27 protein-coding genes and 2 tRNA genes are annotated in these 26,013 nt (G+C 43.1%); 19 read left to right on the top strand and 10 right to left on the bottom strand.

All coding sequences use genetic code 11. From position 1 onward, the window contains the following. The first annotated feature begins 10 nt into the window (after window positions 1-10). Together EDC51_RS10500 and EDC51_RS10495 are read left to right on the top strand one after the other, a co-directional pair. Window positions 11-87 (top strand) — tRNA-Asp (locus EDC51_RS10500). Window positions 88-146: 59 nt separating this feature from the next. Further along, window positions 147-222: transfer RNA gene (locus tag EDC51_RS10495), tRNA-Trp, on the top strand. 64 nt (window positions 223-286) lie between these two features. Here EDC51_RS10495 and EDC51_RS10490 read toward each other — a convergent pair. Further along, the gene (locus EDC51_RS10490) at window positions 287-928 is read right to left on the bottom strand and encodes a TfoX/Sxy family protein (protein WP_015431664.1); all 642 of its coding nucleotides are present in this window, start codon (window positions 926-928) and stop codon (window positions 287-289) included. A 273-nt stretch (window positions 929-1,201) separates the two neighbouring features. Between EDC51_RS10490 and rarD the strand changes: the two genes are divergently transcribed. After that, window positions 1,202-2,089, top strand: a complete 888-nt coding sequence (gene rarD / locus EDC51_RS10485) for an EamA family transporter RarD (protein ID WP_015431665.1) — start codon at window positions 1,202-1,204, stop codon at window positions 2,087-2,089. 67 nt (window positions 2,090-2,156) lie between these two features. Here the strand turns inward: rarD and EDC51_RS10480 are convergent, their stop codons facing one another. Beyond that, complete coding sequence (locus EDC51_RS10480) at window positions 2,157-3,050, bottom strand: LysR family transcriptional regulator (protein ID WP_015431666.1); 894 nt, start codon at window positions 3,048-3,050, stop codon at window positions 2,157-2,159. A 91-nt stretch (window positions 3,051-3,141) separates the two neighbouring features. Between EDC51_RS10480 and EDC51_RS10475 the strand changes: the two genes are divergently transcribed. From EDC51_RS10475 to EDC51_RS10465, 3 genes are all read left to right on the top strand, one after another. Further along, entirely contained in the window at window positions 3,142-4,203 is a 1,062-nt protein-coding gene (locus tag EDC51_RS10475; protein ID WP_131928924.1) for an NADH:flavin oxidoreductase/NADH oxidase, read from the top strand. 21 nt (window positions 4,204-4,224) lie between these two features. Continuing rightward, window positions 4,225-4,884 (top strand): NAD(P)H-dependent oxidoreductase, encoded by a 660-nt coding sequence (locus tag EDC51_RS10470; RefSeq protein WP_015431668.1) that lies wholly within the window; start codon window positions 4,225-4,227, stop codon window positions 4,882-4,884. Between the two features lie 305 nt (window positions 4,885-5,189). After that, window positions 5,190-6,248 (top strand): NAD(P)-dependent alcohol dehydrogenase, encoded by a 1,059-nt coding sequence (locus tag EDC51_RS10465; protein ID WP_015431669.1) that lies wholly within the window; start codon window positions 5,190-5,192, stop codon window positions 6,246-6,248. A gap of 140 nt (window positions 6,249-6,388) precedes the next feature. Here EDC51_RS10465 and EDC51_RS10460 read toward each other — a convergent pair whose 3' ends face one another. Both EDC51_RS10460 and EDC51_RS10455 read right to left on the bottom strand, forming a co-directional pair. Then, window positions 6,389-7,429, bottom strand: a complete 1,041-nt coding sequence (locus tag EDC51_RS10460; protein WP_131928923.1) for a Gfo/Idh/MocA family oxidoreductase — start codon at window positions 7,427-7,429, stop codon at window positions 6,389-6,391. 195 nt (window positions 7,430-7,624) lie between these two features. Continuing rightward, entirely contained in the window at window positions 7,625-8,509 is an 885-nt protein-coding gene (locus EDC51_RS10455; protein ID WP_131928922.1) for a LysR family transcriptional regulator, read from the bottom strand. Window positions 8,510-8,703: 194 nt separating this feature from the next. Here EDC51_RS10455 and EDC51_RS10450 point away from each other — a divergent pair, with 194 nt between their 5' ends. The 7 genes from EDC51_RS10450 (at window position 8,704) to EDC51_RS10420 (ending at window position 16,441) form a co-directional block, all read left to right on the top strand. Next, entirely contained in the window at window positions 8,704-9,330 is a 627-nt protein-coding gene (locus EDC51_RS10450) for a flavodoxin (protein WP_131928921.1), read from the top strand. Window positions 9,331-9,435: 105 nt separating this feature from the next. Beyond that, the gene (locus EDC51_RS10445) at window positions 9,436-10,104 is read left to right on the top strand and encodes a DUF4405 domain-containing protein (protein ID WP_131928920.1); all 669 of its coding nucleotides are present in this window, start codon (window positions 9,436-9,438) and stop codon (window positions 10,102-10,104) included. Between the two features lie 234 nt (window positions 10,105-10,338). After that, window positions 10,339-11,181, top strand: a complete 843-nt coding sequence (locus EDC51_RS10440) for an aldo/keto reductase (RefSeq protein ID WP_131928919.1) — start codon at window positions 10,339-10,341, stop codon at window positions 11,179-11,181. Between the two features lies 1 nt (window position 11,182). Further along, window positions 11,183-12,295, top strand: coding sequence for an alpha/beta hydrolase (locus tag EDC51_RS10435; protein ID WP_131928918.1), 1,113 nt, complete (start codon window positions 11,183-11,185; stop codon window positions 12,293-12,295). A gap of 163 nt (window positions 12,296-12,458) precedes the next feature. Beyond that, on the top strand, window positions 12,459-13,526 hold the full coding sequence (locus tag EDC51_RS10430; RefSeq protein ID WP_211335012.1) for an alpha/beta hydrolase: 1,068 nt from the start codon (window positions 12,459-12,461) through the stop codon (window positions 13,524-13,526). A 12-nt stretch (window positions 13,527-13,538) separates the two neighbouring features. Next, window positions 13,539-14,639 carry a cupin domain-containing carboxymuconolactone decarboxylase family protein gene (locus tag EDC51_RS10425; RefSeq protein ID WP_131928917.1) on the top strand — a complete coding sequence of 367 codons (1,101 nt, stop codon included), beginning with the start codon at window positions 13,539-13,541 and terminating at the stop codon, window positions 14,637-14,639. A gap of 164 nt (window positions 14,640-14,803) precedes the next feature. Beyond that, window positions 14,804-16,441: a carboxylesterase/lipase family protein gene (locus tag EDC51_RS10420; RefSeq protein ID WP_131928916.1), complete on the top strand. Its 1,638-nt coding sequence runs from the start codon at window positions 14,804-14,806 to the stop codon at window positions 16,439-16,441. Between the two features lie 64 nt (window positions 16,442-16,505). Here the strand turns inward: EDC51_RS10420 and EDC51_RS10415 are convergent, their stop codons facing one another. Next, window positions 16,506-16,712: an ACT domain-containing protein gene (locus EDC51_RS10415; protein WP_249038492.1), complete on the bottom strand. Its 207-nt coding sequence runs from the start codon at window positions 16,710-16,712 to the stop codon at window positions 16,506-16,508. A gap of 58 nt (window positions 16,713-16,770) precedes the next feature. On the opposite strand from EDC51_RS10415, the gene EDC51_RS10410 reads away from it, so the two are divergent. The 3 genes from EDC51_RS10410 (at window position 16,771) to EDC51_RS10400 (ending at window position 18,955) form a co-directional block, all read left to right on the top strand. Continuing rightward, entirely contained in the window at window positions 16,771-17,007 is a 237-nt protein-coding gene (locus tag EDC51_RS10410) for an aldo/keto reductase (protein WP_249038491.1), read from the top strand. A 62-nt stretch (window positions 17,008-17,069) separates the two neighbouring features. Further along, window positions 17,070-17,774, top strand: a complete 705-nt coding sequence (locus tag EDC51_RS10405) for a glutathione S-transferase family protein (protein WP_131928915.1) — start codon at window positions 17,070-17,072, stop codon at window positions 17,772-17,774. A gap of 170 nt (window positions 17,775-17,944) precedes the next feature. Further along, complete coding sequence (locus EDC51_RS10400; protein WP_249038490.1) at window positions 17,945-18,955, top strand: carboxylesterase family protein; 1,011 nt, start codon at window positions 17,945-17,947, stop codon at window positions 18,953-18,955. Window positions 18,956-19,161: 206 nt separating this feature from the next. Here EDC51_RS10400 and EDC51_RS10395 read toward each other — a convergent pair whose 3' ends face one another. The 4 genes from EDC51_RS10395 to oxyR are packed head-to-tail and all read right to left on the bottom strand — an operon-like array spanning window position 19,162 to window position 22,224. Next, window positions 19,162-20,184 carry a lipoate--protein ligase gene (locus EDC51_RS10395; RefSeq protein WP_131928914.1) on the bottom strand — a complete coding sequence of 341 codons (1,023 nt, stop codon included), beginning with the start codon at window positions 20,182-20,184 and terminating at the stop codon, window positions 19,162-19,164. 20 nt (window positions 20,185-20,204) lie between these two features. Beyond that, window positions 20,205-20,720, bottom strand: a complete 516-nt coding sequence (locus EDC51_RS10390; RefSeq protein ID WP_131928913.1) for a protein disulfide oxidoreductase — start codon at window positions 20,718-20,720, stop codon at window positions 20,205-20,207. After that, window positions 20,717-21,337 (bottom strand): HTH-type transcriptional repressor FabR, encoded by a 621-nt coding sequence (gene fabR / locus EDC51_RS10385; protein WP_015431681.1) that lies wholly within the window; start codon window positions 21,335-21,337, stop codon window positions 20,717-20,719. Before fabR ends, EDC51_RS10390 begins: the two co-directional genes overlap by 4 nt. Then, window positions 21,334-22,224: a DNA-binding transcriptional regulator OxyR gene (oxyR, locus tag EDC51_RS10380; protein ID WP_015431682.1), complete on the bottom strand. Its 891-nt coding sequence runs from the start codon at window positions 22,222-22,224 to the stop codon at window positions 21,334-21,336. The genes fabR and oxyR overlap by 4 nt, the downstream gene beginning before the upstream one ends. A 162-nt stretch (window positions 22,225-22,386) precedes the next feature. On the opposite strand from oxyR, the gene murB reads away from it, so the two are divergent. Together murB and EDC51_RS10370 are read left to right on the top strand one after the other, a co-directional pair. Beyond that, on the top strand, window positions 22,387-23,412 hold the full coding sequence (gene murB, locus EDC51_RS10375) for a UDP-N-acetylmuramate dehydrogenase (protein WP_131928912.1): 1,026 nt from the start codon (window positions 22,387-22,389) through the stop codon (window positions 23,410-23,412). Beyond that, entirely contained in the window at window positions 23,409-24,176 is a 768-nt protein-coding gene (locus tag EDC51_RS10370; RefSeq protein WP_131928911.1) for a biotin--[acetyl-CoA-carboxylase] ligase, read from the top strand. Before murB ends, EDC51_RS10370 begins: the two co-directional genes overlap by 4 nt. 42 nt (window positions 24,177-24,218) lie before the next feature. On the opposite strand, the gene EDC51_RS10365 is transcribed toward EDC51_RS10370, so the two are convergent. Then, window positions 24,219-25,082, bottom strand: coding sequence for a YicC/YloC family endoribonuclease (locus EDC51_RS10365; RefSeq protein ID WP_025267424.1), 864 nt, complete (start codon window positions 25,080-25,082; stop codon window positions 24,219-24,221). An 81-nt stretch (window positions 25,083-25,163) separates the two neighbouring features. Here EDC51_RS10365 and rph point away from each other — a divergent pair, with 81 nt between their 5' ends. Then, complete coding sequence (gene rph, locus EDC51_RS10360) at window positions 25,164-25,877, top strand: ribonuclease PH (protein WP_131928910.1); 714 nt, start codon at window positions 25,164-25,166, stop codon at window positions 25,875-25,877. Window positions 25,878-26,013: the final 136 nt, after the last annotated feature.

Below are 26,013 nucleotides of genomic sequence, written 5' to 3'. Positions count from 1 at the left end.
ATTTTAATGCGGAGCGGTAGTTCAGCTGGTTAGAATACCTGCCTGTCACGCAGGGGGTCGCGGGTTCGAGTCCCGTCCGTTCCGCCACTTTATTTCAAAGCGAGTTTCATACTCGCTCTTTTCATAGAAAAAGAAAATCTATCAATAGGGGCGTAGTTCAATTGGTAGAGCACCGGTCTCCAAAACCGGGTGTTGGGAGTTCGAGCCTCTCCGCCCCTGCCATTATTATAAACCGGCTAGTTAAAACTAGCCGGTTTTTTTATATTCCGTTTACCCTAACGGAAGGCTAATCATCAATCTTAAAACGCTTACGCAGCCCTGCTTCATAAAGGGCTTGATTAGCATCTTTTAAGATTTTTCTCTTTTGCTCTGGCGTCATTGTATAAATATACTGACGATGTATAGCACCATATAATTTGAATAAAAATGTTTCATCAGCCTCAATACCTGACTTGATTAGTTCAACGTAAATCGAGTAGGCACCTCTTGCCATGAAATCATTAATTGAGCAAATACCAAGTTTTTTTAGGATTCTCTCAATATTGATATTCAAATTAGGTAGGGCACGAATCAGTTCTCGGCGCTTCAGGCTTGATAACTTTTTCTGTAGTGCAATTTCTTTGAGAGTGGTTTTAACTAAATGAGAATACACCTCCGGATTTAGTAAGATTGATTGAGGTAGATGGTAGAAATTTTTGTTATGAATTCCAAACCTGGCATCATCTAATCGCTCAAGCTGACTGATGAGTTCATTTTCTGATGCATGTTCAGGCATTCTCAGATAGAATTTATCATTCTTGTACAATCCAAAAAGTAAATCATTTTTGAAAATTGCATAGTAAGAAAAGAACGTCTTTACTCTGGTTTCACCAATAATATCTGCGAAGATTTCACGGATGAGCCTCGTTTTCTTGTATATGCTACTCATATTAATCTCCTTATTGGGCAAGGTAACAATGGTGAAGATCCAAGAAAGCTTTCTTGGATTGGATATGATCTCTCAAGCATTTGCTGTGTTGCAATGGCTTTTTTTCATAAAATTTGTGACATAAGTCCAGAATTTACAAAAAATCTTACGATTTGAACATTAAATAACCATTTGTGATTGCTTGATTGGGTAAATGATTCTGCTCTATTTTGCCTTTCGACTACTTTCCGTTTACTATTTTTTATCTACTTTGGAATATAATTGGGTATCAGCATGAAACTAACTGATAAATTACAAGGTTGGCACTATGCTTTAATGTGCTATATGACATGGGGAATGTTTCCGATTTATTGGGCTCCGCTTTATCAATCATCAATGCCGGCAGAGCAACTTCTGGCTCAGCGGGTAATTTGGTCGATGTTATTTGCTATTGTATTGGTAATCGTATTTAGGCAGACTACCGTGGTTTTGAGGGTATTAAAACAGCCAAAAGTACTAGGTATTTTCTTACTTTCAGCCTTTATGATTGGGTTAAATTGGTTGGTTTATTTATGGGCATTAGTCAATCAGCATATTTTAGATGCAAGTTTGGGGTATTTTATCAATCCATTACTGAACGTGTTTGTTGGTCGGCTAGTATTAAAAGAGCGTTTGAATATTACCCAGTTTATTGCCCTATGTTCTGCAACAGTAGGTATTTTATGGCTTGCCATACCAGCAGGGCAGATCCCATGGATCGCTTTAATTCTTGCTGGAAGTTTTGCATTATATGGTTTAATTCGTAAGTTAGCGCCAATGTCTGCATTGTCTGGCTTTACATTAGAAACATTACTTATGTTACCGTTTGCATTGGGTTATCTCTATTTTTGTCATTTGCAAGATGCTTTCGTATTTATAGAATTAACCCCATTGCAAATAACAATATTACTTGGCTCGGGTATTGCTACCGCATTGCCATTAATCTGGTTTGCGACTGCGGCTAAGAAGATCTCTATGTCGTTGCTAGGTATGTTGCAATATATTTCGCCTACGTTACAGTTTTTATGCGGTGTACTATTATTTGGTGAAACGTTATCGACACAGGGTTTGATTGGTTATGCTTTTGTTTGGTTTGGTGTGATTGTTTTTTTAGTTGGGATGCAGAATAAGTGCCGTAGCTGATTATCATCTACATGAATAGATAGCCCGCGCTGTTTTGCAGATTTTTGTGTAAATAAGACCGCTAGTGTCATTCGAGCACGGCTGATAATACCTTACGAAGCCATCGATGAGCGGGGTCTTGCTCTGTGCGTTCGTGCCAAGCCATCATCATGGTGAAATTTTCTACCTCAAGAGGTGGTGGCTGTAGCTGCACATTTGGTAATGTGCGGGCAAGGTGTTCAGGCAGAACGGCTACTAAATCTGAACCCTGCAAAAGTTGGGGGAGAAGTGAAATATGATTTACCGAAACCATCACTTTGCGTTGTCGTCCTAGTTTTTGCAAGGCTAAATCGGTCGCTCCTTTAAATTCACCACCATTATAGGAAAGCATAGCAAAAGGTAATTCACAAAACTGATCCAGTGTAAGCACTACATTTGCCATTGGGTGATTTTTACTCATTACACAAACATAATGTTCTTCATATAGTATGCTTTGATACATATCTTTAGTGAGATGCTGCTGGCTAACTAAGGCAAGATCAATCTTATTTTGCTCAAATAAGGTTTTGATATTTTGCCCTTGTACGGGCAGCAGGGCAACTCGGACATTGGGGGCAAGTCGTCTAAGACGTAAAATTAACGGCAGAGCAATGATCTGTTGCACATAATCCATTGCGGCAATACGTAATGTCATTGAGAGTTTCTCTGGTTCTAGCACAGGTGGTTGTAGCATGGAGTTAATATCTTTCAGCACTTTTTCTGCTATTCGTCCAAGCTGCAATGCTCGTTCCGTTGGCTGCATGCCATGTTGTACTCGTACAAACAGAGGATCGTTAAAACTCTCTCGTAAACGATTTAGAATCCCACTCATTGCTGGTTGAGTAATAGATAGCCGCTTTGCAGCTCTGCTCACATTGCATTCATCAAGCAATACCACAAAGGCTTTCAGTAAATTAAAATCAAGCGTTCTAATATCGTTCATTTTTATATCTCAATATAAGAATTATCAATTTGAAATGATAATATCACTTCTTTATTATCTCCCCAAATATTTCCATAATAAGAAATTTCGCATGGCAAAATTTAGAAAACTCTTTACTCCATTTACTATTAAAAATTTAGATTTGAAAAATCGTGTCGTGATGCCACCAATGTGTCAGTATTCCGCCAAAGATGGCGTGCCAAATGATTGGCATTTTGTGCATTACACCAGCCGTGCTATCGGTGGTGTTGGCTTGATTATTGTGGAAATGACAAACGTGGCACCAAATGGTCGCATCACACCAAATTGTTTGGGATTATGGAATGATGAACAGCAATCTCAATTTAAACGGCTAGTAGATAGCGTTCATGCAAATGGTGCCAAAATTGCGGTACAAATTGCCCACGCTGGCCGTAAGGCACAAGATGAGCCAAATGCGGTTGCACCTTCAGCCATTCACTATGGTGAGTTAGACTATGCAGGGCAAAATCTCATCACACCTCGAGAATTAAGCACTGATGAAGTCAAAGAACTCGTCCAAGCCTTCCAAAACTCGGTAAAACGTGCGGTAGAAGCTGGCTTTGATGCGATTGAACTTCACGCGGCACACGGTTATTTAATCCACCAATTCTATTCGCCAAAATCAAACAAACGTACCGATGAATATGGTCAAGATCCAATGCTTTTTGGTGAACAAGTGACTAAAGCGGCAAAAGCGGTGATGCCAGCTGATATGCCGTTAATTGTGCGTATCTCTGCGCAAGAATACGGCAAAGATGGATTTGATAGTAATTATGGCGTTGAGGTGGCAAAACGATTTGTCGCGGCTGGGGCAGATATTTTAGATGTCAGCGGTGGTGGTGATGGCGTTTTACACGCAGGTAATCACCCAGAATTTTACGCAGGTTATCAAGTTTATCTTGCTGAAAAAGTGAAAAAAGCAACAAACGTGCCTGTTATTGCGGTAGGAATGTTGGATAATCCAGCGGTTGCTGACCACGTATTAGGCTTAGGCAATGCCGACTTGGTGGCGATTGGGCGTGCGTTATTGCGTGACCCTTATTGGGTGTTAAATGCACAATACCAACAAAATGCCGCAGACAGTAAGGAAATGCAATTTGTACCAGCTCAGTACCAACGGGGCTTTATGTAATTTTTAATTTGGAGAACTCAAATGAATTTTTTAAACAAAGAAGACGTACTTAACGCATTCAACTATCGTGCTTCAACCCGTTCTTATGACGGCAGTAAAAAAATCCCTGCTGAGGATATGCACTATATTTTAGAATTAGGTCGCCTCAGCCCAAGTTCAGTCGGTTCTGAGCCTTGGGAATTTATTGTGTTACAAAATCCTGAACTCCGCCAAGCGATTAAACCTTACTGCTGGGGGATTCCAACCATGGAAACGTCTAGCCATATCGTGGTGATTTTAGCGAAGAAAAACGCACGCTATGACAGCGAGTTTTTACGAGAATCTATGCTTAGACGTGGTGTTACCGAAGAGCAAATGCCTGCGGTTATTGAGAAATATCGCAATTTCCAAGTCAATGACAGCAAAGTGGCTGAAAATGAACGCACGCTATTTGACTGGGCAAGTAAACAAACCTACATCGCATTAGGCAATATGATGACAGGGGCGGCAATGATCGGGATTGATAGTTGCCCAATTGAAGGCTTTGATTACGATAAAGTCAATCAAATTCTCTCTGAAGCAGGCTTGTTTGATGCAAACGAGTGGGGTATTTCGGTGATGTGTACCTTCGGTTATCGTGATAAAGAAATCCGTAAAAAAGCCCGTAAGTCATTTGATGAAGTGGTGAAATTTGTAGAATAATTATTCAATCAGACCGCTTGCTTACAAGCGGTTATTTTTGGGTAAAAAATACAAAATAAAGGAGCACCTTTAAATCCTATATATGGTAGTGGCTTTTGCCCCAAATGAGCTATTAAAAATTGCTGTAGAACTCACTTAAAAAAGTGAAGTATTAGTTGAAATTACCTATATTGGCGGGTGCTATCATGTCGCTGTTTTTGGCTTAGTTGATATCGGTTTGGTACAACAGATTGCTTAAATCTCAATGATGTTAACAAGCCAAATCAACAGGTGATTATTAACATTTGAACATTAAGGAGTCTGCGATGAGCTACCCTGTAAAATCCTATGCGGCTTTTTCAGCAACAACGCCTTTGGCACCACATTCATTTGAACGCCGTGAATTACGTGAAGATGATGTGTTAATTGATATTTTATACTGTGGCGTATGCCATTCAGATTTACACACCGCGCGTAATGACTGGGGCTGGACACACACCTATCCTATTGTGCCCGGTCATGAAATCATTGGCAGAGTGGTGAAAGTGGGCAATAAAGCCACTAAATTCGCAGTGGGTGATTTAGTTGGTGTAGGCTGTATGGTAGATTCTTGCAGAGAGTGCTCGCCATGCCAACACGGCTTGGAACAATACTGTGAACAAGGTAATATTGGCACTTATGGTTCAGAGGATCGTTTTGATGGTACGCTGACACAAGGTGGTTACAGTACCAATATTGTGGTAAGCGAAGATTTTGTCTTACACGTATCAGAAAAATTAGATACCAAAGCAGTCGCTCCATTGCTTTGTGCTGGGATCACGACTTATTCGCCGCTTCGTCATTGGAAGGTAAAGGCTGGTGATAAAGTTGCGGTTATTGGCTTGGGTGGTTTGGGACATATGGCAGTAAAATTGGCCAAAGCCATGGGCGCAGAGGTGACCTTATTTACTCGCTCACTGAATAAATCTGATGATGCATTCCGATTAGGAGCAAGCCATGTGGTGCTTTCTACTGACAACGAACAGATGAAAGCAGTACACAATAAATTCAACCTTATTATTGATACTGTGCCATACACCCACGATCTTAAACCTTATATTCCAACCTTGGCTTTAGATGGCACGCTTGTTTTAGTGGGGCTTGTTGGGGAGTTAGAGCAAACTATTAATACTGTTCCGCTGATTTTAGGGCGACGCTCTATAGCAGCTTCAGAGATTGGAGGAATTAAAGAGACTCAAGAAATGTTGGATTTTTGTGCCGAGCATAACATTGTGCCAGATGTTGAAATGATTGATATGCAAAATATCAATGAGGCTTATGAGCGTATGCTTAAATCTGATGTGAAATACCGCTTTGTCATTGATATGGCAAGCCTAAAAGGTTAACTGAAAAATAGGAGATGATTTCACCTATACCTAATTGGTGAGATGTATAAAAACGAGAATGAAATAATCCTATATCTAGTACTTATCTGGTTAGTACGATATAGGATTAAATCAAGTTTATCTCGAAAAAATAGTGCAATTTAAATAGTCACTTTCTGCCCTGATCTGGCGCTCTCAAATGCGGTTTCAATAATTTGTAGCACGAAGGCAGCTTGTTGGGCAGTGACTAATAATGGCTGTTCTCCTCTGATTGCTAGGAAGAGATTATCGTAAAAGTCTTTGTAGCTGGTAGGGGCGTTTGGGTAAGCTTTACGTACCACTTCGCCTGCAATTTCTGTATGCAAAATGCCCCAATCCGATTCGTTTTCGCTATTCCAATCTCCAATAGGCTGAATGCCTTGCGCTAAACGGTTTTCTTGTTGATCTACTTTAGCTTTTACATATGATCCTCGTTTTCCATGCAGTGCAAATGCATTACCTGCCTCACGTACATATTTACCTGCGGCACAAACTACTTTTAAACCACTTTCGTAGTAAAGGTGAATATCAAAATTATCATCGGAAAGCGCATCATCGTGTTGATAGCGAATATCAGCAAACACGGCTTGTGGTTTACCAAATAAATATACCGCCTGATCAATTAAATGTACGCCTAAATCATATACTAGCCCTGTGCCTTGTTCGCCTGTTTCTTTCCACGCTTTAACATTTTTCGTTTTGGTATAGCGGTCAAAGCGAATCTCGCAATCGACAGGCTCACCCAATAAACCTTGCTCCAACAGTATTTGGGCAGTTGCAGGAGCACTATCCCAACGGCGGTTTTGAAACACTGTGAGTAGCACGCCTTGTTTTTTTGCAAGCTCGGCAAGTTCAAACGCTTGTTTAGCTGTTGCTACTAAGGGTTTCTCCACTAGTACGTGCTTGCCAGCAAGCAATGCGGATTGCACCATTTCATAGTGAGTTTGGTTAGGGGTCGTAATGATGACTAGCTCTATTTCAGGTGTAAGCAATGCCGCAAAATCACGTACAATTTCGGCATTGGGGAAAAACTCATGGGCGCGTTCACTGTGACGTTCAAGCACTTTTTTTACTGCAAAACGAGCATCAGTAGCGAGAAAGGGGGTGTGAAAAACTCGGGCTGAATAACCAAAGCCAGCAATGGCAACATTTAGAGTTTGCATAGATTTCTCCAATTAAAACAAGCGGTAGGATTTTAGCGGAATTTTGCAAAAATGTGTTTAAAAGGCGAAGTTTTTATTGATAGCTAGGTTTCGTCTAGCTATAAGTTATGGTGTTTTATGTACGGGATCGCTAAAAGCCCGAGCCGTAATATTTTTATTTTGGCATCAAGCAATCATTACTTTACTGCATGAGTATTACACTTTTAAAACGTCCACCAACGCCCGAAAGAGCGGCGATCCTTGTCGGCGATTAGGATAATAGAGATGATAGCCCTCGTAGCTGATAGCATAATCAGCCAGCACTTCTATCAATTCTCCGCTGTTTAGTTCTTTTGCCACACTGTCTTTCGGTGTCCAATTCAGCCCTTGCCCATTCAAACAAGCATGGTTCATCAAACGGCTGCTCCCCACAATCAAATTACTCTGCGGTTGAATTTTATGCATTTTGCCATCACGCATTTTAAATTCCCATGGCATAATTCCCCCCAATGTCGGCAAACGGAAGCGGATACAGCGATGATTTGCTAAATCATCGGGGTGTTGTGGCATACCGTATTTAGCGAAATAGTCAGGCGAACCCACGACACACATCTGCATTTCATCAGAAATTTTCACCGCAATCATATCTTTTGCCACATCGCTACCTAAACGAATGCCAGCATCAAATCCTTCCGCAACAATATCCACAAATTTATGATCGCTAATCAACTCTAATTCCACTTCGGGATAAGTTTCAATAAAACGTTGAAATTTTTCCCACAATACAAAGATAAAAGCGTGATCGTTGGCATTGATTCGCAACCGCCCTTGCAAGGTATCCCGAAAATGGCTTAAATCGCTTACGCACTGATCAATATCGCCCAGTAATGGCAAAAGTTGCTGATAAAGTTGTTCGCCCGCTTCGGTCGTGGAAGTACTACGAGTGGTGCGATTCAGCAACGTGGTTTTCAGACGTACTTCCAAATTTTTAATCGTATGGCTCAACGCCGAAGCCGACACCCCAAGCAACGCTCCTGCTTTGGTAAAACTCTTATGCTGTGCTACCAATACAAAAGCACGCAGATCGTTAAGGTTTTCCATATTATTTTTCCAATTATTGAATTTAATTCATAAGCCTATCAATTTTACTCTATCTAATCAAAATAATCTTAACGATTTATACTTATTTAAATTCTATCAATCGGCAAATAAAGCCTGCCAGTTAAAAATCGCTGTTAGTGGCTTTATTTGTGGTGTTTTGTATCATCGTAATAATGTAATGATGGAGAATTAAAATGAATTTTTTTGCAAAAACAGCACTCAGTTTAACCGCTTTACTTGGGGCAACAGCACTGTCGGCTAACCCCTTAATTATCTACTTTTCACAGCCTGAAAATTACACCGCTGAGCAACTGGTGGATGGCGTGTCAGGGGCAAGTAAATTGATTAAAGACGGCGAAATGCTTGGGGCGAACGAATATCTTGCCAAAGAGATTCAGAAAACCGCAGGGGGCGAACTGTTCCGCTTGGAAACCGTCAAGCCTTACCCTACCACGCACCAGCCGTTATTGGATTACGCCCAAAACGAACAACGTCAAAACATCAAACCCGAATTAAAAGCCCTGCCGAATTTGGACGGTGTGGATACGGTATTTTTGGTGTATCCGATTTGGTGGTATAAAGCCCCGATGGCGTGGTACAGCCTGCTTGAACAAACCGATTTCAGCGGCAAAACCATTGTGCCAGTTGTCGGACACGGCGGCAGCCGTTTCAGCGGTACGGATCGTGAATTGAAAAAATTAGCCCCGAACGCTATCGTCAAAGACGGTTTTGAAGCCTACCTACACAAAAGCGTGCGTGCCGAACCCCAAGTGGAAGCGAAATTGGCGGCGTTTTTGAAAGAGAATGGGTACGTTAAATAAACGGATCCCCCTCTTTAGTAAAGAGGGGTTAGGGGAGATTTGTGCGATTTTGAAGAGCCTAAAAATCTCCCCCAGCCCCTCTTTTTCAAAGAGGGGAGAAAAATTATGAAGAAAAAATACCTTTTCCAACTCGCCCAAGACCTGATAATGACCGCCGTGTTGCTGTCATTATTCGGCTATCATTTATATGAAGAAATCACCCACGAATGGCTGGGATTGGTGTTTTTCGCTCTGATGATTTCCCATTTAACACTCAATACGTGGTGGCTGAAAAAGCTGTTTACGAGCAAATACAACGGCTATCGAGCCTTTCAAACCACCGTAAATTTTGCCACTTTTTTGCTGTTTTTAACCGCTTGTATCAGCGGTATTTTGCTCTCTAAGCACCTGTTTGCCGAAATGCCGTTCCACCTGACCGACGATTTCACCCGCAAAATCCATATGACCAGCACCCACTGGCTGCAAATTGCTGTCGGCGTGCATTTAGGGCTACATTGGAAAGCGATTACCAACCTATTCGCCAACGCCTACCGTTTGGATCTGGAACACTGGCTGGCGAAATACCTCATCCCCACCTGCTGGACGATTATCGCCGCTTACGGCTTTTGGGTGTTTGCCGAACGGGAACTCTTGCCCTATTTACTGATGCAGGTAGATTTTGCTTATTTTGATTACAACGAATCGCAAGCGGTCTTTTATTTTGATTTTTTTGCAATATTGATTGCAGTGGCTTATGCAACACGGATTGGCGTGTGGGTGGTGTTTTTTCGGTGATTTGATTCGCTTGTAAAAATCTTTCTTGTTATCAATCTATTCGTTACTAACGAACACTAGTATTTGATACTAATGGAAACTATTTACCCGCATTAAACAATAAGAAACAGAAAGATTATTGAATTTAATTCACAAGCCCATCAACTTTCCCCCATCTAATCAAAACAATCTTCACGTTTTATACTTATTCCCAGTCAATCAATCGGGGCAAAGTGCCTCTAACAGGAGAAAACAATGGAAAAAGTGATTTTAAACAATGGCGTAGAAATGCCGATGATTGGGTTTGGGGTGTATCAGGTGTCTGACGATGAAACGGAAAAAGCGGTGTTGCAGGCGTTGCAGGCTGGTTATCGCTTGATTGATACCGCTGCGGTTTATGGCAATGAAGCGGGCGTAGGGCGGGCGATTAAAGCCAGCGGTATTCCCCGTGAAGAGATTTTCGTGACCACCAAACTTTGGATTCAGCGTGAAAACGGCTATGAAGGCACGAAAAAAGCGTTGCAGGATTCCCTTGACCGCTTAGGGTTGGATTATGTGGATCTCTATTTAATGCACCAGCCGTTCGGCGAAGTGTACGAGCAGTGGCGGGCAATGGAAGATCTCTACAAAGCGGGCAAAGCACGGGCGATTGGTGTGAGCAACTTCCATATGGATAGAGTGATGGATTTGGTAACTTGCCGTGAAATTGTGCCAGCGGTCAATCAAATTGAAACGCACCCGTTTTATCAGCGAGAAGCGGAAGTGACGTTCCACAAAGAATTGGGCATTGTGCAACAGGCGTGGGGACCGCTTGCCGAAGGGAAATTTGAGATTTTCAGCAACCCGGTGTTGGGTAAAATTGCCGAAAAACACGGCAAATCGGTGGCACAAGTGGTGCTGCGTTGGCTCAATCAACGGGGCGTGGCGATTATTCCAAAGTCGGTAAAAGCGGAACGCATTGCCGAAAACCGTGCGATTTTGGATTTTACGCTCGATAGCCAAGATCTCGCCGACATTGCCACCCTTAACCGCAATGAGATTATTTTTGATCACCGTGATCCAAAAATGATCAAATGGTTAGCTGAATTTAGAGGATAAAATGATGAAAAAATCTCTTCTTACTACACTTGTTATTGGGCTGTTGGCAACTCAAACCGCTTTTGCCAAAGCACCGTTAATCATCGCCGAACAAGGCAGTTTTGCCGTAGGAGGTACGGTGAAAACCAGCGAGGGCAGCTACACGCCTGTTCCTGCGGAAATTGCCGACAAAAACAGTGCGTCATTTTGGGACGCTTATGGGGCAAGCGTGAAAGCGGGCGGAATGACCTTGCACGGCGACCACGCTTCTATTTTTTATCAAATCCCTGATAAAGCAAAATCAACACCGCTTGTCTTTTTACACGGCTATGGTGGCTCAATTCGCACTTGGCAAACCACACCAGATGGGCGGGAAGGCTTTGATACGCTCTTTTTACGCAAAGGCTACCCGATCTATTTGGTCGATCAGCCAAGAAGTGGGCAGGCGGGCAAAAGCACCGAAAAAGCCGAAATGGGTGCAGTGCCTGATGAGCAATTTTGGTATGCCCAATTCCGTATCGGCGTTTATCCCGAAATGAATAAAGGCGTGGCATTCCCTGCGGACAAAGCGGCACAGGAACAATTTTTCCGCTCAATGACCCCGGCCACAGGGGCGTTTAATGTGAGCGTGATTACCGACAGTATGGCGAAATTGTTTGAAAAAACAGGCGACGGCGTGTTCGTTACCCATTCCGCAGGCGGGGTCATCGGCTGGACAACGGCAATGGCAAGCGACAAAGTGAAAGGCATTGTGGCGATGGAACCGGGCAATTTTCCTTTCCCCGAAGGCGAAGTACCTTCCGCATTAAGCAGCAAATTCGGCGATGTCAGCCCGATGAGCGTGCCGTTTGAACAGTTCAAAAAACTCACGCAGATCCCGATAGTGATCTACTTCGGCGATTTTATCCCCGAACAATTAGACGGCACACAGGGCGGCGAACAGTGGTTTATCCGCAAAAAGCTGGCGGAACAGTGGGCGGAAACGGTGAATAAACACGGCGGCAAAGCCGAAGTGATCCACCTACCGAAAATCGGCATTAAAGGCAACACCCATTTTCCGTTTTCCGACTTAAATAACACCGAAGTGGCGGACGAAATGGCAAGATGGCTGAAAGCCAACGGTTTGGATAAATAACGGTGCAAGAGGTCAGATTTTGCCGTTTTTTTGCAGGATTTGATCGCTTGATTGTTGAATTTAATTCACAAGCTCATCAATTTTACCCTATCTAATCAAAATAATCTTTTTTCTTTATACTGCTTTGCATTAAATCAATTCAGCTATGCAACAGGAGAAAACGATGAAAAAATCTTTCCGTAAAACCTTATTCGCAACCCTTTTGGTTTCATTCTTATCAGGAGGCGTGATGGCAGCCGATTACAAACAAAATCCATTCACATTAACTTATGATAATGCGATTACCGAAAATGTCGCAGGGCAAGTGAACATTCAACCCGTAAAATACACACAGAAACAAACGGGGATTGAAGTCGCGGCGAATGTTTACACCCCTGCCGATTTTGATCCGAATAAAAAATACCCGACGATTGTCGTCGCTCACCCCAACGGCGGAGTAAAAGAGCAAGTGGCCGGCTTGTATGCTCAAAAACTGGCGGAGCAAGGCTATATTACGATTGCCTTTGACGCCGCTTATCAAGGCGGAAGCGGCGGTGAGCCTCGCTATACCGACAAGCCGCAAAACCGCATTGAAGATATTCGTGCGGCGGCAGATTTTATTTCGCTATTCAAAGGGGCGGATACCGAACATTTAGGTTTATTGGGCATTTGCGGTGGCGGCGGTTATTCCATTAAAGCGGCACAAACGGACAAACGCTTCAAATCCGTTGCAACCATTTCTATGTTCAACACCGGTGATGCGCGCCGTAACGGTTTTATGCGTAGCCAAGTCGATACCATTCAACAACGCCTTGCGGACGCCGCAGCAGCACGCTTGAAAGAAACGGAAACCGGCGAAGTGGCTTACACCCCGGCCTTCGGTAGCGGTTTAACGCCTGAACAGGTGGCGGCTTTGCCGTATGATATGTATCGTCAAGGTTACGAATACTATGCCCAAACCCACGCACACCCTAATTCGCAAACCAATAGCACGGTCAGCTCGCTTTTAGATTTAATGGAATTTGATGTTAATACCAATGTGGAGTTGATCAATCAGCCGTTGCTGATGATTGCAGGCGAAAAAGCCGATAGTTTGTATATGACCGAAGAAGTGTTCGCCAATGCAAGCGGTACGCAAAACAAAGAATTGTTCAAAGTGCCGAATGCGACTCACATTGAAACCTATTGGAACCCCGAATATGTAAAACAGATTTCCGAAAAATTAACCGAATTTTTCGGGAAAAATCTATAAGGATGATCGCTGATGAAAAGATTATTTTTGACAACCGCCCTGATCGGGGCGGTGGCTTCCCCCGTATTTGCCGATGACGCACAGACATATCATCACTACGAAAATTATCAATGGAATACTGCCCCTGCCGAGCATTTTTCAGGTCAGGCACGCTTTACCCGATTGCCAAGTCCTGAAAACAGTCAAGACGGTTACGCTATTGTGGAATTTCAGCCCAATACCATTACCGACTGGCACACCCACTCACAGGGGCAATATTTGATCGTTACCGAAGGCGAAGGCTACACTCAGGAATGGGGTAAACCCGTTCAACACATCAAAAAAGGCGATGTAGTTTGGTGTCCGCCGAATGTGAAACATTGGCACGGTGCAACGCCGTTTAGCCGAATGAGCCACATCGCTATCGCCCCGAATGCCAAAGAGAATAAAGCGACTTGGCTGGAAAAAGTGGAACGAGAGCCGCTTGAAGTGCAAGATTTGCAAAAAATCAGCCAAAATACACCGCTTGCGGAAGGTCAATTAGCCATGGTCAAAATTGCTTATTTCACCGCACAGGGTAAATTAGAACCGTTGAAAAAGGAACTGATCGAGGCCTTAGAACAAGGTTTAACCGTGAGTGAAATCAGCGAAGTCTTTACCCATCAATACGCCTATGCAGGCTTTCCCCGTGCGTTAAACGGGCTTTTGACTTTCCAAAATTTGCTCAAAGAGAGAGCGGAAAAAGGCATTAAAGATGAGCAAGGGAAGCCTGCTACCCCAACGAACGGGCAAGACCACTATACAAACGGCACAAAAATGCTAGGCTTGCTTTCAGGCAATACGCCAGCAGAAACTTTATGGGGGGCGGACGGTGTGGACTACGCATTAAAAGCCCATTTATTCGGCTATCTGTTCAGCCGGGATAATCTCAGCCCGTTAAATCGTGAGTTGATCAGCGTCGGGACTTTAATGGCATTAGGCGGGCAGGAAGCCCAAATGCGTTCGCACATCAACATCAGCCATCGTTTAGGCTTGCCGAAAAGCGAGCTGCAACGGATTGTGGATTTTGTAGCAACGCAAAATAGCGAATTGGGCAAATCGGCACAGCAAGTGTTGAATGCGAATGTGAAATAAAGAAGTAAGGGAAAACAAGCGGTCGGATTTTGCCGTTTTTTTGCAAAAATTGACCGCTTGATTATTGAATTTAATTCACAAGCCTATCAATTTTACCCTATCTAATCAAAATAATCTCTTTTCATTATAATGTGTGCATTACTTAATCAATGTTGGAGTTCACTATGTTGAAAAAATTATCCCTTTCGCTTTTAACCCTTTCTCTTTTCTCTCCGCTTGCCCAAGCGGAAATTCAGGCAGGTTCGGGCATTGCCGTGGTGCAAACCGAACAAGGTATGCTACAAGGCTATATTCAAGACGGCATTTTGACTTACAAAGGCATTCCCTATGCCACAGCACAGCGTTTTATGCCACCGCAAAAAGTGGAAAAATGGGACGGCACACGCCTAGCCATTCGCTATGGCAACATCTGCCCACAAAATGCGATGAACCCGATGAACACTTTTCTGTTTTCGGGCGGACAATTTTCTCAGAGCGATGAATGCCAAAATCTGAATGTTTGGACACCCGCTATTCACGATGGCAAAAAACGCCCTGTAATGGTGTGGTTGCACGGTGGTGGTTTCCAAGCAGGCAGTGCGGTGGAAAACGATACTTATCACGGAGAGAATTTGGCTCGCAGTCAAGATGTGGTTGTGGTTTCTGTTAATCACCGCCTGAATGTGATGGGGCATTTGGATCTGTCGGCATATGGCGAACAGTATAAACACTCGGCAAATTTAGGCGTGCAAGATCTGGTGGCATCGCTGGAATGGGTGAGAGCCAACATCGCTCAATTTGGGGGCGATCCTGAAAACATCACCATTTTTGGCGAAAGCGGTGGCGGTGCAAAAGTGCTTACCCTAATGGCAACCCCATCAGCACAGGGCTTATTCCATAAAGCGATTGTGCAAAGCGGGGCGGTAGAAGGAATGGGGGCAACGCTACCTAATCAACAAGCCAGCCGTCGTGTGGCAGAACTTACCTTGCAAAATTTAGGCATTGCGAGTAATGAGTTAGAAAAACTCAACAATATCCCCTTTGATGAGTTAGAAAAAGCATCTAATCAAGCATTGAAACAAACTGCCGAAGAGCAAAAAATTCCAGCCTTGCGTGGTAGTGGCTATTCGCTTTCGTGGTCGCCTATTTTGGATAACGGCTATATTCCACAACAACCCGTAGGCGAACAATATCCTGCGATGGCAAAAGAGATTCCGCTGTTGATCGGCTCAAATTTCAGTGAATGGGAGAGTTTTCCGTTGCAACTGGATTTTGGCAAAAGCCTAGCGGATAACCGCAACACTTGGACAAACGAACAAATCCAGCAGAAATTAAACGCCCGCTTTGGCAAAAAATCCGCTGACATTCAAACCGCATTTAAACAAACCTACCCAACACGCAATGTGGCTGATGTGTTGTATGCGGATACTTTTTTACGCTTGCCGGCGATTAAAACCGCTCGCTTAAAAGCCGATCAAAAAGGGGCAAATGTGTATCACTACCTGTTTAGCTGGGACACTCCTGTCATGGACGGTATTCCAATGAGTTATCACACCGCAGAAATTCCGTTTGTGTTCAACAACATTGAAAAAGCCCAATTTGCCACAGGTGGCGGCAAGCAAGCGAAAAAACTCGCCCAAACAATGAGTACCGCTTGGGCAAACTTCGCTAAAACAGGTAATCCAAATGGTGGCGATTTACCGCAATGGGACGCTTATAACCGTGAAGGTGGGGCAACCATGATTTTTGATAATCACATCAAACAAGTTCATCACCACGATGAGGCCTTGTTAAAACTGCTTGCACCGAATGCCAAGTTTTAAATATGGTAAACAAAGGTAGGCAATTATGCCTACCTTGTTCATAATGTCACACTACTGTAAATAATTATCCTTGCAAATTTCTCAACGTTTGCATTGCTAATGTCGCTTTTTCATAAAGCACAAAAATATGGTCGTGATAATTCCCTGCGACCACATTACAGCTAATGCCAACCTTGCCCAAAGCGGTGGCAAAAGCCGCAGTTAGCCCAACGGCGGCAAGATCAGAATGTACGGTCAAACTAATCCACGCACATTTAAACTGAGCTTGCAAGCCATATTCCGCCACCGCTTACGGATTGGGGGCTTCCGAAGATATTTTGGGCGAGCTGATGAAACCCTACAAACGTGAAAATCTGATTATTTCGACGAAATTCACCCCGCAGTTAGCACAAATGTACGATAACTCGGTGGAAAAAATGGCGGCGGCAAGTATGACCCGCTTCAATACCGATTATCTGGATATTTACTGGATTCACAACCCGATTGAGTACGAACGTTGGGTGGCCGGGCTGATTCCGCCTAATCTAGCCAGTAAAAATCGAAAAGCTAAAATATTGACCATTTGATATACATTTGATATACATTTGATATACATTTGATATATTTATCCCCCTTATTCTGGAGAAAAATGATGTTAACACTCTACACCGTCGCCGGCGGCGGCAAAATTCGCAGTGCATCGCCATTTGCGTGGAAAGCAGAAGCATTATTGCGTTTGGCCGGCGTGCCGTTTGAGAAAGAAATCGCAGGCGATTTCAGCCAAATGCCGAAAGGCAAAGTGCCCGTGTTGAAAGACGGCGATGAACTGATTGCCGACAGCCACGTTATCGCCGAGCATTTGCAGACGAAATACGGCTTGAATTTAGACCGCGCTTTAACGGCGGAACAAAAAGCGGTCGGACACGCTTTCGCCCGTATGGCGGAAGAACATTTGTACTGGGCGGGCGTATACAACCGCTTTATCGACCCCATCGGCAAGCCGTTTATCATGACGGCGATGTTTGACGGTATGCCAGCGGAACAAGCCGAAGCGATTTTTGCCGCATTACAAGAAAAATCACTCAACCAACTGAAAGGACACGGCATCGGCTTACACAGCCAGTCAGATGTCTATCGCTTCGCCATGCAGGATTTAGATGCAATCAGCGATTATCTGGGTGAAAAAGCCTATCTGTTCGGCGATGAAATCAGCTCGGCCGATGTGGCTGTCGTTCCTGTCGTAGCAGGCTTGATTTTCACTCCGATCGATACCGAAATCGCCGAATATGCCCGCTCAAAAACGAATTTGGCGGCATATGCGGAGCGTTTTGATCAAGCGGTTTTCGGCGGCTGATTTTCAGCTTTTGGCCGAATACAAAGCAATAAAAATACTTCCGCCAGCATAATCAATAAAGCAAAAGAGCGGTCGTTTTTTCGGGAGATTTTGCAAAATTTTGATAAAAAACCACCGCTTGCACGCCGCAAAAGCAAAGGCCGTCTGAAAAATCAATTTCAAACGGCCTTTTGTTTTTTGCAAGCGGTTATATTTTCGGTGAAAGTGGCGGTGGAGCAAAAGTGCTTACCCTAATGGCAACTCCTGCGGCACAAGGCTTGTTCCATAAAGCGATTGTGCAAAGCGGTGCGGTGGAGAAAATGGGTATGACATTAACCAGTCGTGAGGCAAGCCGTAAAGTAGCAGAGTTTACCTTTGAAAATTTAGGCATTACAGATGTAGCCAAATTGGCAGACTTTACCCCTGATCAAATTAATGCAGCAACCGATAAAGCCCTAAAACAGACCGCTGAAGCCTTACAGCTTGAAGGATTACAAGGCGGAATTAACTTGCAATGGGCGCCAACCTTAGACGGCAGTTACATTCCAGAACAACCTGTGGGCGAAAAATACCCTGAAATGGCGAAAAACATTCCGTTACTGGTCGGTTCAAACTTAACTGAATGGATGAGTTTCCCATTGCAATTAGACGTAGCGAAATACCAAAACGACAACCGCAATACTTGGACGGACGAGCAAAAACAGCAAAAATTAACCGAACGATTTGGCGATAAAACCGCAGACATTGTGGCAGCATTCAAACAGGCTTATCCAGATCGTAATATCGCTGATGCGCTTTATGTGGATACCTTTTTGCGTACCCCTGCGTTAAAAACCGCCCGTTTGAAAGCGGATCAACAAACCGCTCCGGTGTATAACTATGTGTTCAGTTGGGATACGCCTGTGTTTAATGGCATTCCAATGAGCTACCACACCGCTGAAATTGCTTTTGTATTCAATAACATAGACAAAACGCAACAAGCCACAGGTGGCGGTGAACAAGCCAAAAAACTCGCCGAAACGATGAGTACCGCTTGGGCAAACTTCGCTAAAACAGGTAATCCAAATGGTGGCGATTTACCGCAATGGGACGCTTATAACCGTGAAGGTGGGGCAACCATGATTTTTGATAATCACATCAAACAAGTTCATCACCACGATGAAGCCTTGTTAAAACTGCTTGCACCGAATGCCAAGTTTTAAATATGGTAAACAAAGGTAGGCAATTATGCCTACCTTGTTCATAATTAGAGATCTCAATGAAAATTTCTGGCACAGTGGAAAAATTGAGTCGGTAAAGAAAGAAATTTGGCTTGAACAACGATTTAACAGCTTGTTTGGGCATATCAATTCCAAGCGGTTAAATCTTGGTAAAATTTTACAAAATTTTCACCGCTTGCATGCTTTGTTTATTCATAAACACCGTTTACTAGAAGCTCAGCGAGTGCTTCAGCTTCAATATTGCCAAAATAGTGTTTTATATCAATTTGTTGGAATACATTGAGTACCGCATTTTTTTCATATTTTACGTTTGTAAGAGCGAGCTCTAAGTCATTAATTTCACCCATTCCAAAAAAATCACCGTAAATTCGAATGGCTTTAATGTACCCTTGTTCAACATTTAATTTATATTCTACTAATCCTGCTGGGAATTTCTGTGCATATTCAAGGCTAAATTCTGGTGATTTACCATAATTCCAATCCCAGTTCGCAAATCGTTCTTTACGTAGTTGATGTACTTTTTGCCAATCATCATCGGTGAGTACATATTCTCTAATATCTTGGCGATTTTCGACACCAAAAATTTGGAGCAGTAGATGGTCACGAAATTCAAATGTATTTAACGATTGGTACTCTGGTGCTAGGTAGGGCTTGATATTGGTAACCCGTTTACGGATAGATTGGATACCGTGTGATTCAATTTTTTCTTTGCGGGGCTTGAGTGCGCGAGTCACTTCTTCCAAATCAGAATCGAATAAGATTGTGCCGTGCGCTGTCATGCGATTGCCTTTGGCATACATGGCATTGCCTGAGAATTTTTTTCCGTCAATGAGTAAATCGTTACGGCCTTGTAACGAGGCTCCTGTTGCACCGAGCTGATGCAATGCTTTAATGACGGGCTGGGTGAAACCAGCAAAATCGCCAATTGAGCCGTCATTATCTTTAATGAAACAGAAATTGAGGTTACCCAAATCGTGATATACCGCACCACCGCCAGACATTCGGCGGACAACTTGGATATTTTTTTCATCTAGATAGGGTTGATTCACCTCGGCAACAGTGTTTTGGTGTCGCCCAACGATAATAGAAGGGGCGTTGATATAGAACAGTAAAATAGGCTCATCGACTAAACGGTTTTCTACCAGATATGTTTCAAGCGCGATATTGAGTGAGGCATCGGTAATGCCGCTGTTACCACTGACAAAGTACATAGCTTTTCTCCTTTAGGTCTTTAAATGAAACTAGCTAACCACACTCTAAATTTTAGCCCCCAATAGCTAGTATAGCCTGTAGTGTGGTTGATGATTTTACCGTCTTTAATAATTAAAATAGTTGGCGTGGCTTGAATATCCCAAGCGCGCGAAAATTCTCCTGTTGGATCATTTAAACTCGCAAAAGTGTAGCCATTATGGCTGAGATAGTGTTGTACTTCTTGGTCGTTACCTGATTTTAATGCAACACCTAATACCGCTAATCCCTCTTCGGAAAATTGTTGAATAGTCGGTGAAACAAATTCACAAAAATGACACCAACTTCCCCAGAAATAGAGCAACATAGGTTTGTCATGGCTAAGTTGAGCAATTACTTTAGGCTGTTGTTGGATATCGTATTGCACCTGCTGCTCAAATTGAGCGGGTGCGCTTGGTTTACGATACCAGTCCATCATGATGCTCATAATGATAAACAGGCTACCAAAAAGAAAAATATTTTTGATAAAGGTGATGATTAGCGAGTTTTTCTTACTCATTTTTCTTTCTCTATTTGGGCATAACAAGCGGCGCCACGTGCAAGCATTCTTAATTGTGTTACTACGCGCTGTTTTAATTGTTGCCGTTCATTGCTATTCATATCTAATGCATGTGAACCAGCAGTAAATACCAAGGTGACAAGCCCATCAGCCTCAACATAGGCAAGTTCGCGGCTCACTTTATTTTTGCTTTGAATATATTCTGCTAGTTCAGCGACAAAATGCTGAATTTCTCGGCTGGCTGCGGTACGGAATGCTTGAGAAGTGCCAGAACTTTCACGTAGCAGCAAGCGGAACATATTTGGGCGTTCTTCGATGAACTCAAAGAAGGTTTCCACCGAAATGACCACCACGCTACCGCCTTCTTCCAAACGCTTGCGGGCTTGGCGCATGAGCTGACGTAGAATCAAACCAGATTCATCCACCATGGCTAAACCCAGTTCATCCATGTCTTTAAAGTGGCGATAGAATGAGGTTGGTGCAATGCCCGCTTCCCGAGCGACTTCTCGCAAACTTAAATTTGAGAAACTTTTTTCAGCAGAAAGTTGATTAAATGCGGCATCAACCAATGCTCGACGGGTTTTTTCTTTTTGTACAGCTCGAATTCCAATGCTCATTGTGCCTCTTCCATAATACGTTGAACCTCTTTTGCTAAACGTTCGTAACGGACACGTAATGGTGAACCAGGACGGTAAATTAAACCAATCGCACGGTAAGGCTCCGGCTCGTTAAAGTGAATATACTGTACGTTTTCCGTGTGTGAGATTTTAGTGGCAAGCTCAGGAATAAATGCTATACCAGAGTTAGCCGCAACCATGTGGCGCAGTGTTTCAATACTATTTGCTTTAAAGTGTTCGTTCTCTTTTGCGCCAACCGATAAGCAATAATCCATAGTTTGTGTTTTTAAGCAGTGTCCGTCATCTAACATCAACATTTCTTTATCGCGTAATTGGTGTAAATTAAGTTGCGATTGGTTTGCCCACTCATGTTGTTTAGAAACACCTAATAACATTTTTTCGCGGAAAAGGGGAATTTCAATAAACGCTTCGCTCTCTTTACCGAGTGCTAGGATTCCGCAGTCAAGTTGCCCAGATTCAAGCTGTTCAATGAGCGTGTGCGTTTGCAGCTCGTAAATATAGAGCTCCAGCTCAGGGAAACTTTTTTGCAAGATTGGTAGAATAATTGGCGAGAGGTATGGGCCTAACGTCGGAATAATTCCGATATGTAGTGGGCCAGACATCTCTTTGCCCTGATTGCTCGCCATCTCTTTGAGAATTTTGACTTCACGCAAGACTACTTTCGCTTGTTCTACTAACATTAAACCTGCCTGGGTGAATAGCACCTTACGGCTAGTGCGCTCTAATAAGATAGTACCAAGTTCATCTTCAAGCTTACGGATTTGCCCGCTCAGTGTTGGTTGGCTCACATTGCAGAGATCGGCAGCTTTGCGGAAATGTTTTACATCAGCAAGGGCGATTAAATACTCTAAATCTCGGATATTCATCGTTTTCTGTCCTGTAAAGAATAATTTGCCGATTATGGCATATTTTAAACAGAATTACTCGTTTTTGATTTTGCTAGAAATAGGCTAAACTTAACGATATTTTGAATGATATTTACCTTCTAGCTGCCTATCGTGGCAGAACAGAAGGTAGAAGGAAAAATTATGCAATCTCTCACTCCATTCCATACGTTTCATTTACCTGTTAAAGCTCGTCAGATTATTGATATTCACTCCGCAGCACAGTGGTTTGATGAGTGGCAAAAAGCTTATCGAGCCGGATTGCCCATTCTAATGCTTGGGCAGGGTAGTAATGTACTGTTTTTAGAAGACTTTGATGGTGTCGTTTTACGTAATCAGCTCAAAGGTATTGAGCATCAACAAGATGAGCATTTTCACTATCTCTATGTGAAAGGTGGTGAAAATTGGCACGAATTAGTGCAGTGGACATTAGCGCAACATATTCCGGGTTTAGAAAATCTTGCATTGATTCCGGGTTGTGTGGGATCGGCTCCTATCCAAAATATAGGGGCTTATGGCGTTGAATTTGAAAAAGCATGTGATTTTGTTGAAATACTCAATCTACATACTGGAGAAATCTCCCGTCTGACGCGAGCGCAGTGCCAATTTGGTTATCGGGAAAGTATTTTTAAGCATCAATATAAAGATAGCTATGCGATTATTGCGGTAGGGTTGAAATTAGCCAAAGCGTGGCAACCTGTGCTGACTTATGGCTCTTTAACTCAATTTGATCCGCAGACTGTGACTGCGCAACAGATTTTCAATGAAGTTTGCGCTGTGCGTGCGGCCAAGCTACCTAATCCTGATGAATTTGGTAACGCAGGGAGCTTTTTTAAAAATCCTGTGGTCGATTTTGCAAAATTTGCGCAAATTCAGACCGCTTACCCCAATATACCGCACTATCCACAAGCTAATGGTTCAGTTAAAGTTCCTGCTGGTTGGCTGATTGATCAGTGTAACTTAAAAGGTTTCCAGCTTGGCGGGGCAGCAGTGCATACTCAGCAAGCATTGGTACTAATCAATAAAGAAAATGCGCTAGGTCGTGATGTGCTTGCCTTAGCTAAAGAAGTTCGCCGTCAGGTGCGAGAAAAATTTGCTATTGAAATTCACCCTGAAGTACGCTTTATGGGGCGCCATGGCGAAGTGGATAGTGAGCAGGTAACGCGATGAATTTACTTAATCAAGCTTATCTCCAAAAGACCTTGCCATATGGTGAAGTTGTCGTATTTGATGAAATTAATTCAACGAATGAGTACCTACTCAATCATTGTAATGAATTGCGCTGCGGTTCAGTCTGCCTTGCAGAAACCCAAACGGCTGGACGTGGGCGGCGAGGGCGACAATGGTATTCGCCAGTGGGACAAAATCTCTATTTCTCCATGCTATGGAAGTACTCACTACCGCAAAATGAACAGCTTTCTTCACTTAGCCTTGTCGTTGCCTTGGTAATTGCGGAAACATTTAATGAGCTTGGAGTAGCAGATATTCAAATTAAATGGCCAAATGATATTTACTATCAAGGCAAAAAGGCAGGGGGGATTTTAATTGAGAGCAAGGTGGATCGTAGCGGTATTGCGATTGTGATCGGCATCGGCTTGAATTTAGCTATGAACGCTATTGATCCCGCTATTGTGAATCAACCGTGGGCAGATTTAGCGAAATATCATTTTGATCGCAATGAATTAGCGGCAATGCTTGCTAAGCGCCTACAGCAAATGCTAAACGAGTTTCCACAAGTGCCGCTTGGCAATTATTTAACGCGCTGGAGACAATTTGACTGTTTTTATCAACAACCGGTTAAACTCGTGACAGCAGTTGCTGAAATCCACGGTATTGCACAAGGAATTAATGCAAATGGTGAGCTACTGCTTGAGAGTGAAGGCAAAGTACAAGCTTTTGCCATTGGAGAAATATCACTACGAAGTGATAAATAGCAAGGTTAGCTAGGAGGCAAGAGCGCCTCCTAATTTTTTTGCTTATTCTAAATTCTGAATTTGCTCACGCATTTGTTCAATCAGCACTTTTAACTCAACCGCTGAGTTAGTAATCTCTGCATTAATTGATTTGGAAGCGAGGGTATTTGATTCACGATTTAATTCTTGCATCATAAAATCTAATTTACGTCCAACTGCACCACCTTTTTTCAGAATAGACATCGTTTCTTTCACGTGCAATTGGAGGCGATCTAACTCTTCAGCCACATCCACTTTCTGGGCTAAGAGCACCATTTCTTGCTCTAAACGACTAGGGTCTAATTGCAAATTCAGCTCCTCAAAGCGTTGTTGTAAGCGATCTTTTTGCCATTGTAGCACTTCCGGCATTTGCGCTTGTACTTTAGCCGCTTCGTGAGCGATAGCGCTTAAACGTTGCTCAATTAGATTTTGCAGATTTTCACCTTCTCTCGCACGCATAGCGATGAAATCTTGCAGAATTTGCTCAAAGCTTTCCAGTAAATCTTTACCGATTTGGTCGAGATCTTGTTGCTGAGAATCAACCACACCAGGGAAACGTAATAGATCGACAAGGTTAATCTCGCCTTCATTCGCTGTTTCTTTTAGCCATTGGAGCGATTGAATAACTTGTTTAGCATACTCTTGATTAAGGGATAAGCCATTGTTTTGATTATTATTTAATTCGATGCGCAAACTACATTCTACTTTACCGCGAGTGAGTGCTGCCCGTAGGCGTTCACGCAAGCTCATTTCTAAATGGCGGAATGATTCTGGCAGGCGAAAGTAGGTCTCTAAAAAACGTTGATTAACGGAACGCATTTCCCATACGGCGTTACCCCACTCTTTTTTAAGCTCTAGGTGGGCAAAAGCTGTCATACTGTAAATCATTGTACTCTCTCATTTTGTTACAAAATTCGGATATATTGTACTAAAATAGCCGTTGTTTTAATAGCAAGAAAAGGAGAAGCCATGCGCCCGAATAACCGTGAAAATCATCAAACCCGTTCTGTTACGATTACACGTAACTATACTCGCTATGCTGAAGGCTCAGTGTTAATTGAGTTTGGTGAAACCAAAGTGCTGTGTAATGCGACAATAGAAGATAAAGTGCCACCATTTTTAAAAGGTAAAGGGCAAGGTTGGGTAACGGCTGAATATGGCATGTTGCCACGCGCAACACATAGCCGTACCCAGCGTGAAGCAGCAAAAGGCAAACAGACTGGACGAACCATGGAAATTCAACGTTTGATTGCCCGTTCACTACGCGCAGTGGTGGACTTAGCAAAACTTGGCGAACGTACGATTACGGTTGATTGTGATGTGATTCAAGCCGATGGTGGTACTCGTACAGCTTCGATCACTGGCGCATGTGTTGCGTTACATGATGCATTAAATAGTTTAGTTGAAAAAGGCGCATTGAGCGAAAGCCCAATGAAAGGTTTGGTTGCCGCAATTTCAGTAGGGATTGTGGAAGATACCCCCATATGTGATTTGGAATATGTTGAAGATTCCAATGCGGAAACCGATATGAATGTGGTGATGGTCGAAGATGGTCGCTTCGTTGAAGTACAAGGTACGGCAGAAGGAGAACCATTTAGCCACAATGAATTGTTAGTCCTATTAGATTTGGCAAAACAGGGCTGTGAGCAGTTATTCGCAGCACAGCGAGCAGCATTAGCTTAATTAAGTATTTGAGCAAGCGGTCTATTTTGCAGAAAATATTGCAAAATGGACCGCTTGGCTTTAGTAGCGTGCGACATATTGCAGAGATTATCGGCTATTGAACAGAACTTGTTTGGCATTTATCAAGATCTGCATC

Origin of the sequence: Bibersteinia trehalosi (genome assembly GCF_004346205.1) — a bacterium.
GTDB classification, from domain to species: Bacteria; Pseudomonadota; Gammaproteobacteria; order Enterobacterales; family Pasteurellaceae; genus Bibersteinia; species Bibersteinia trehalosi.
This window is presented reverse-complemented; position numbering and strand designations above follow the sequence as displayed.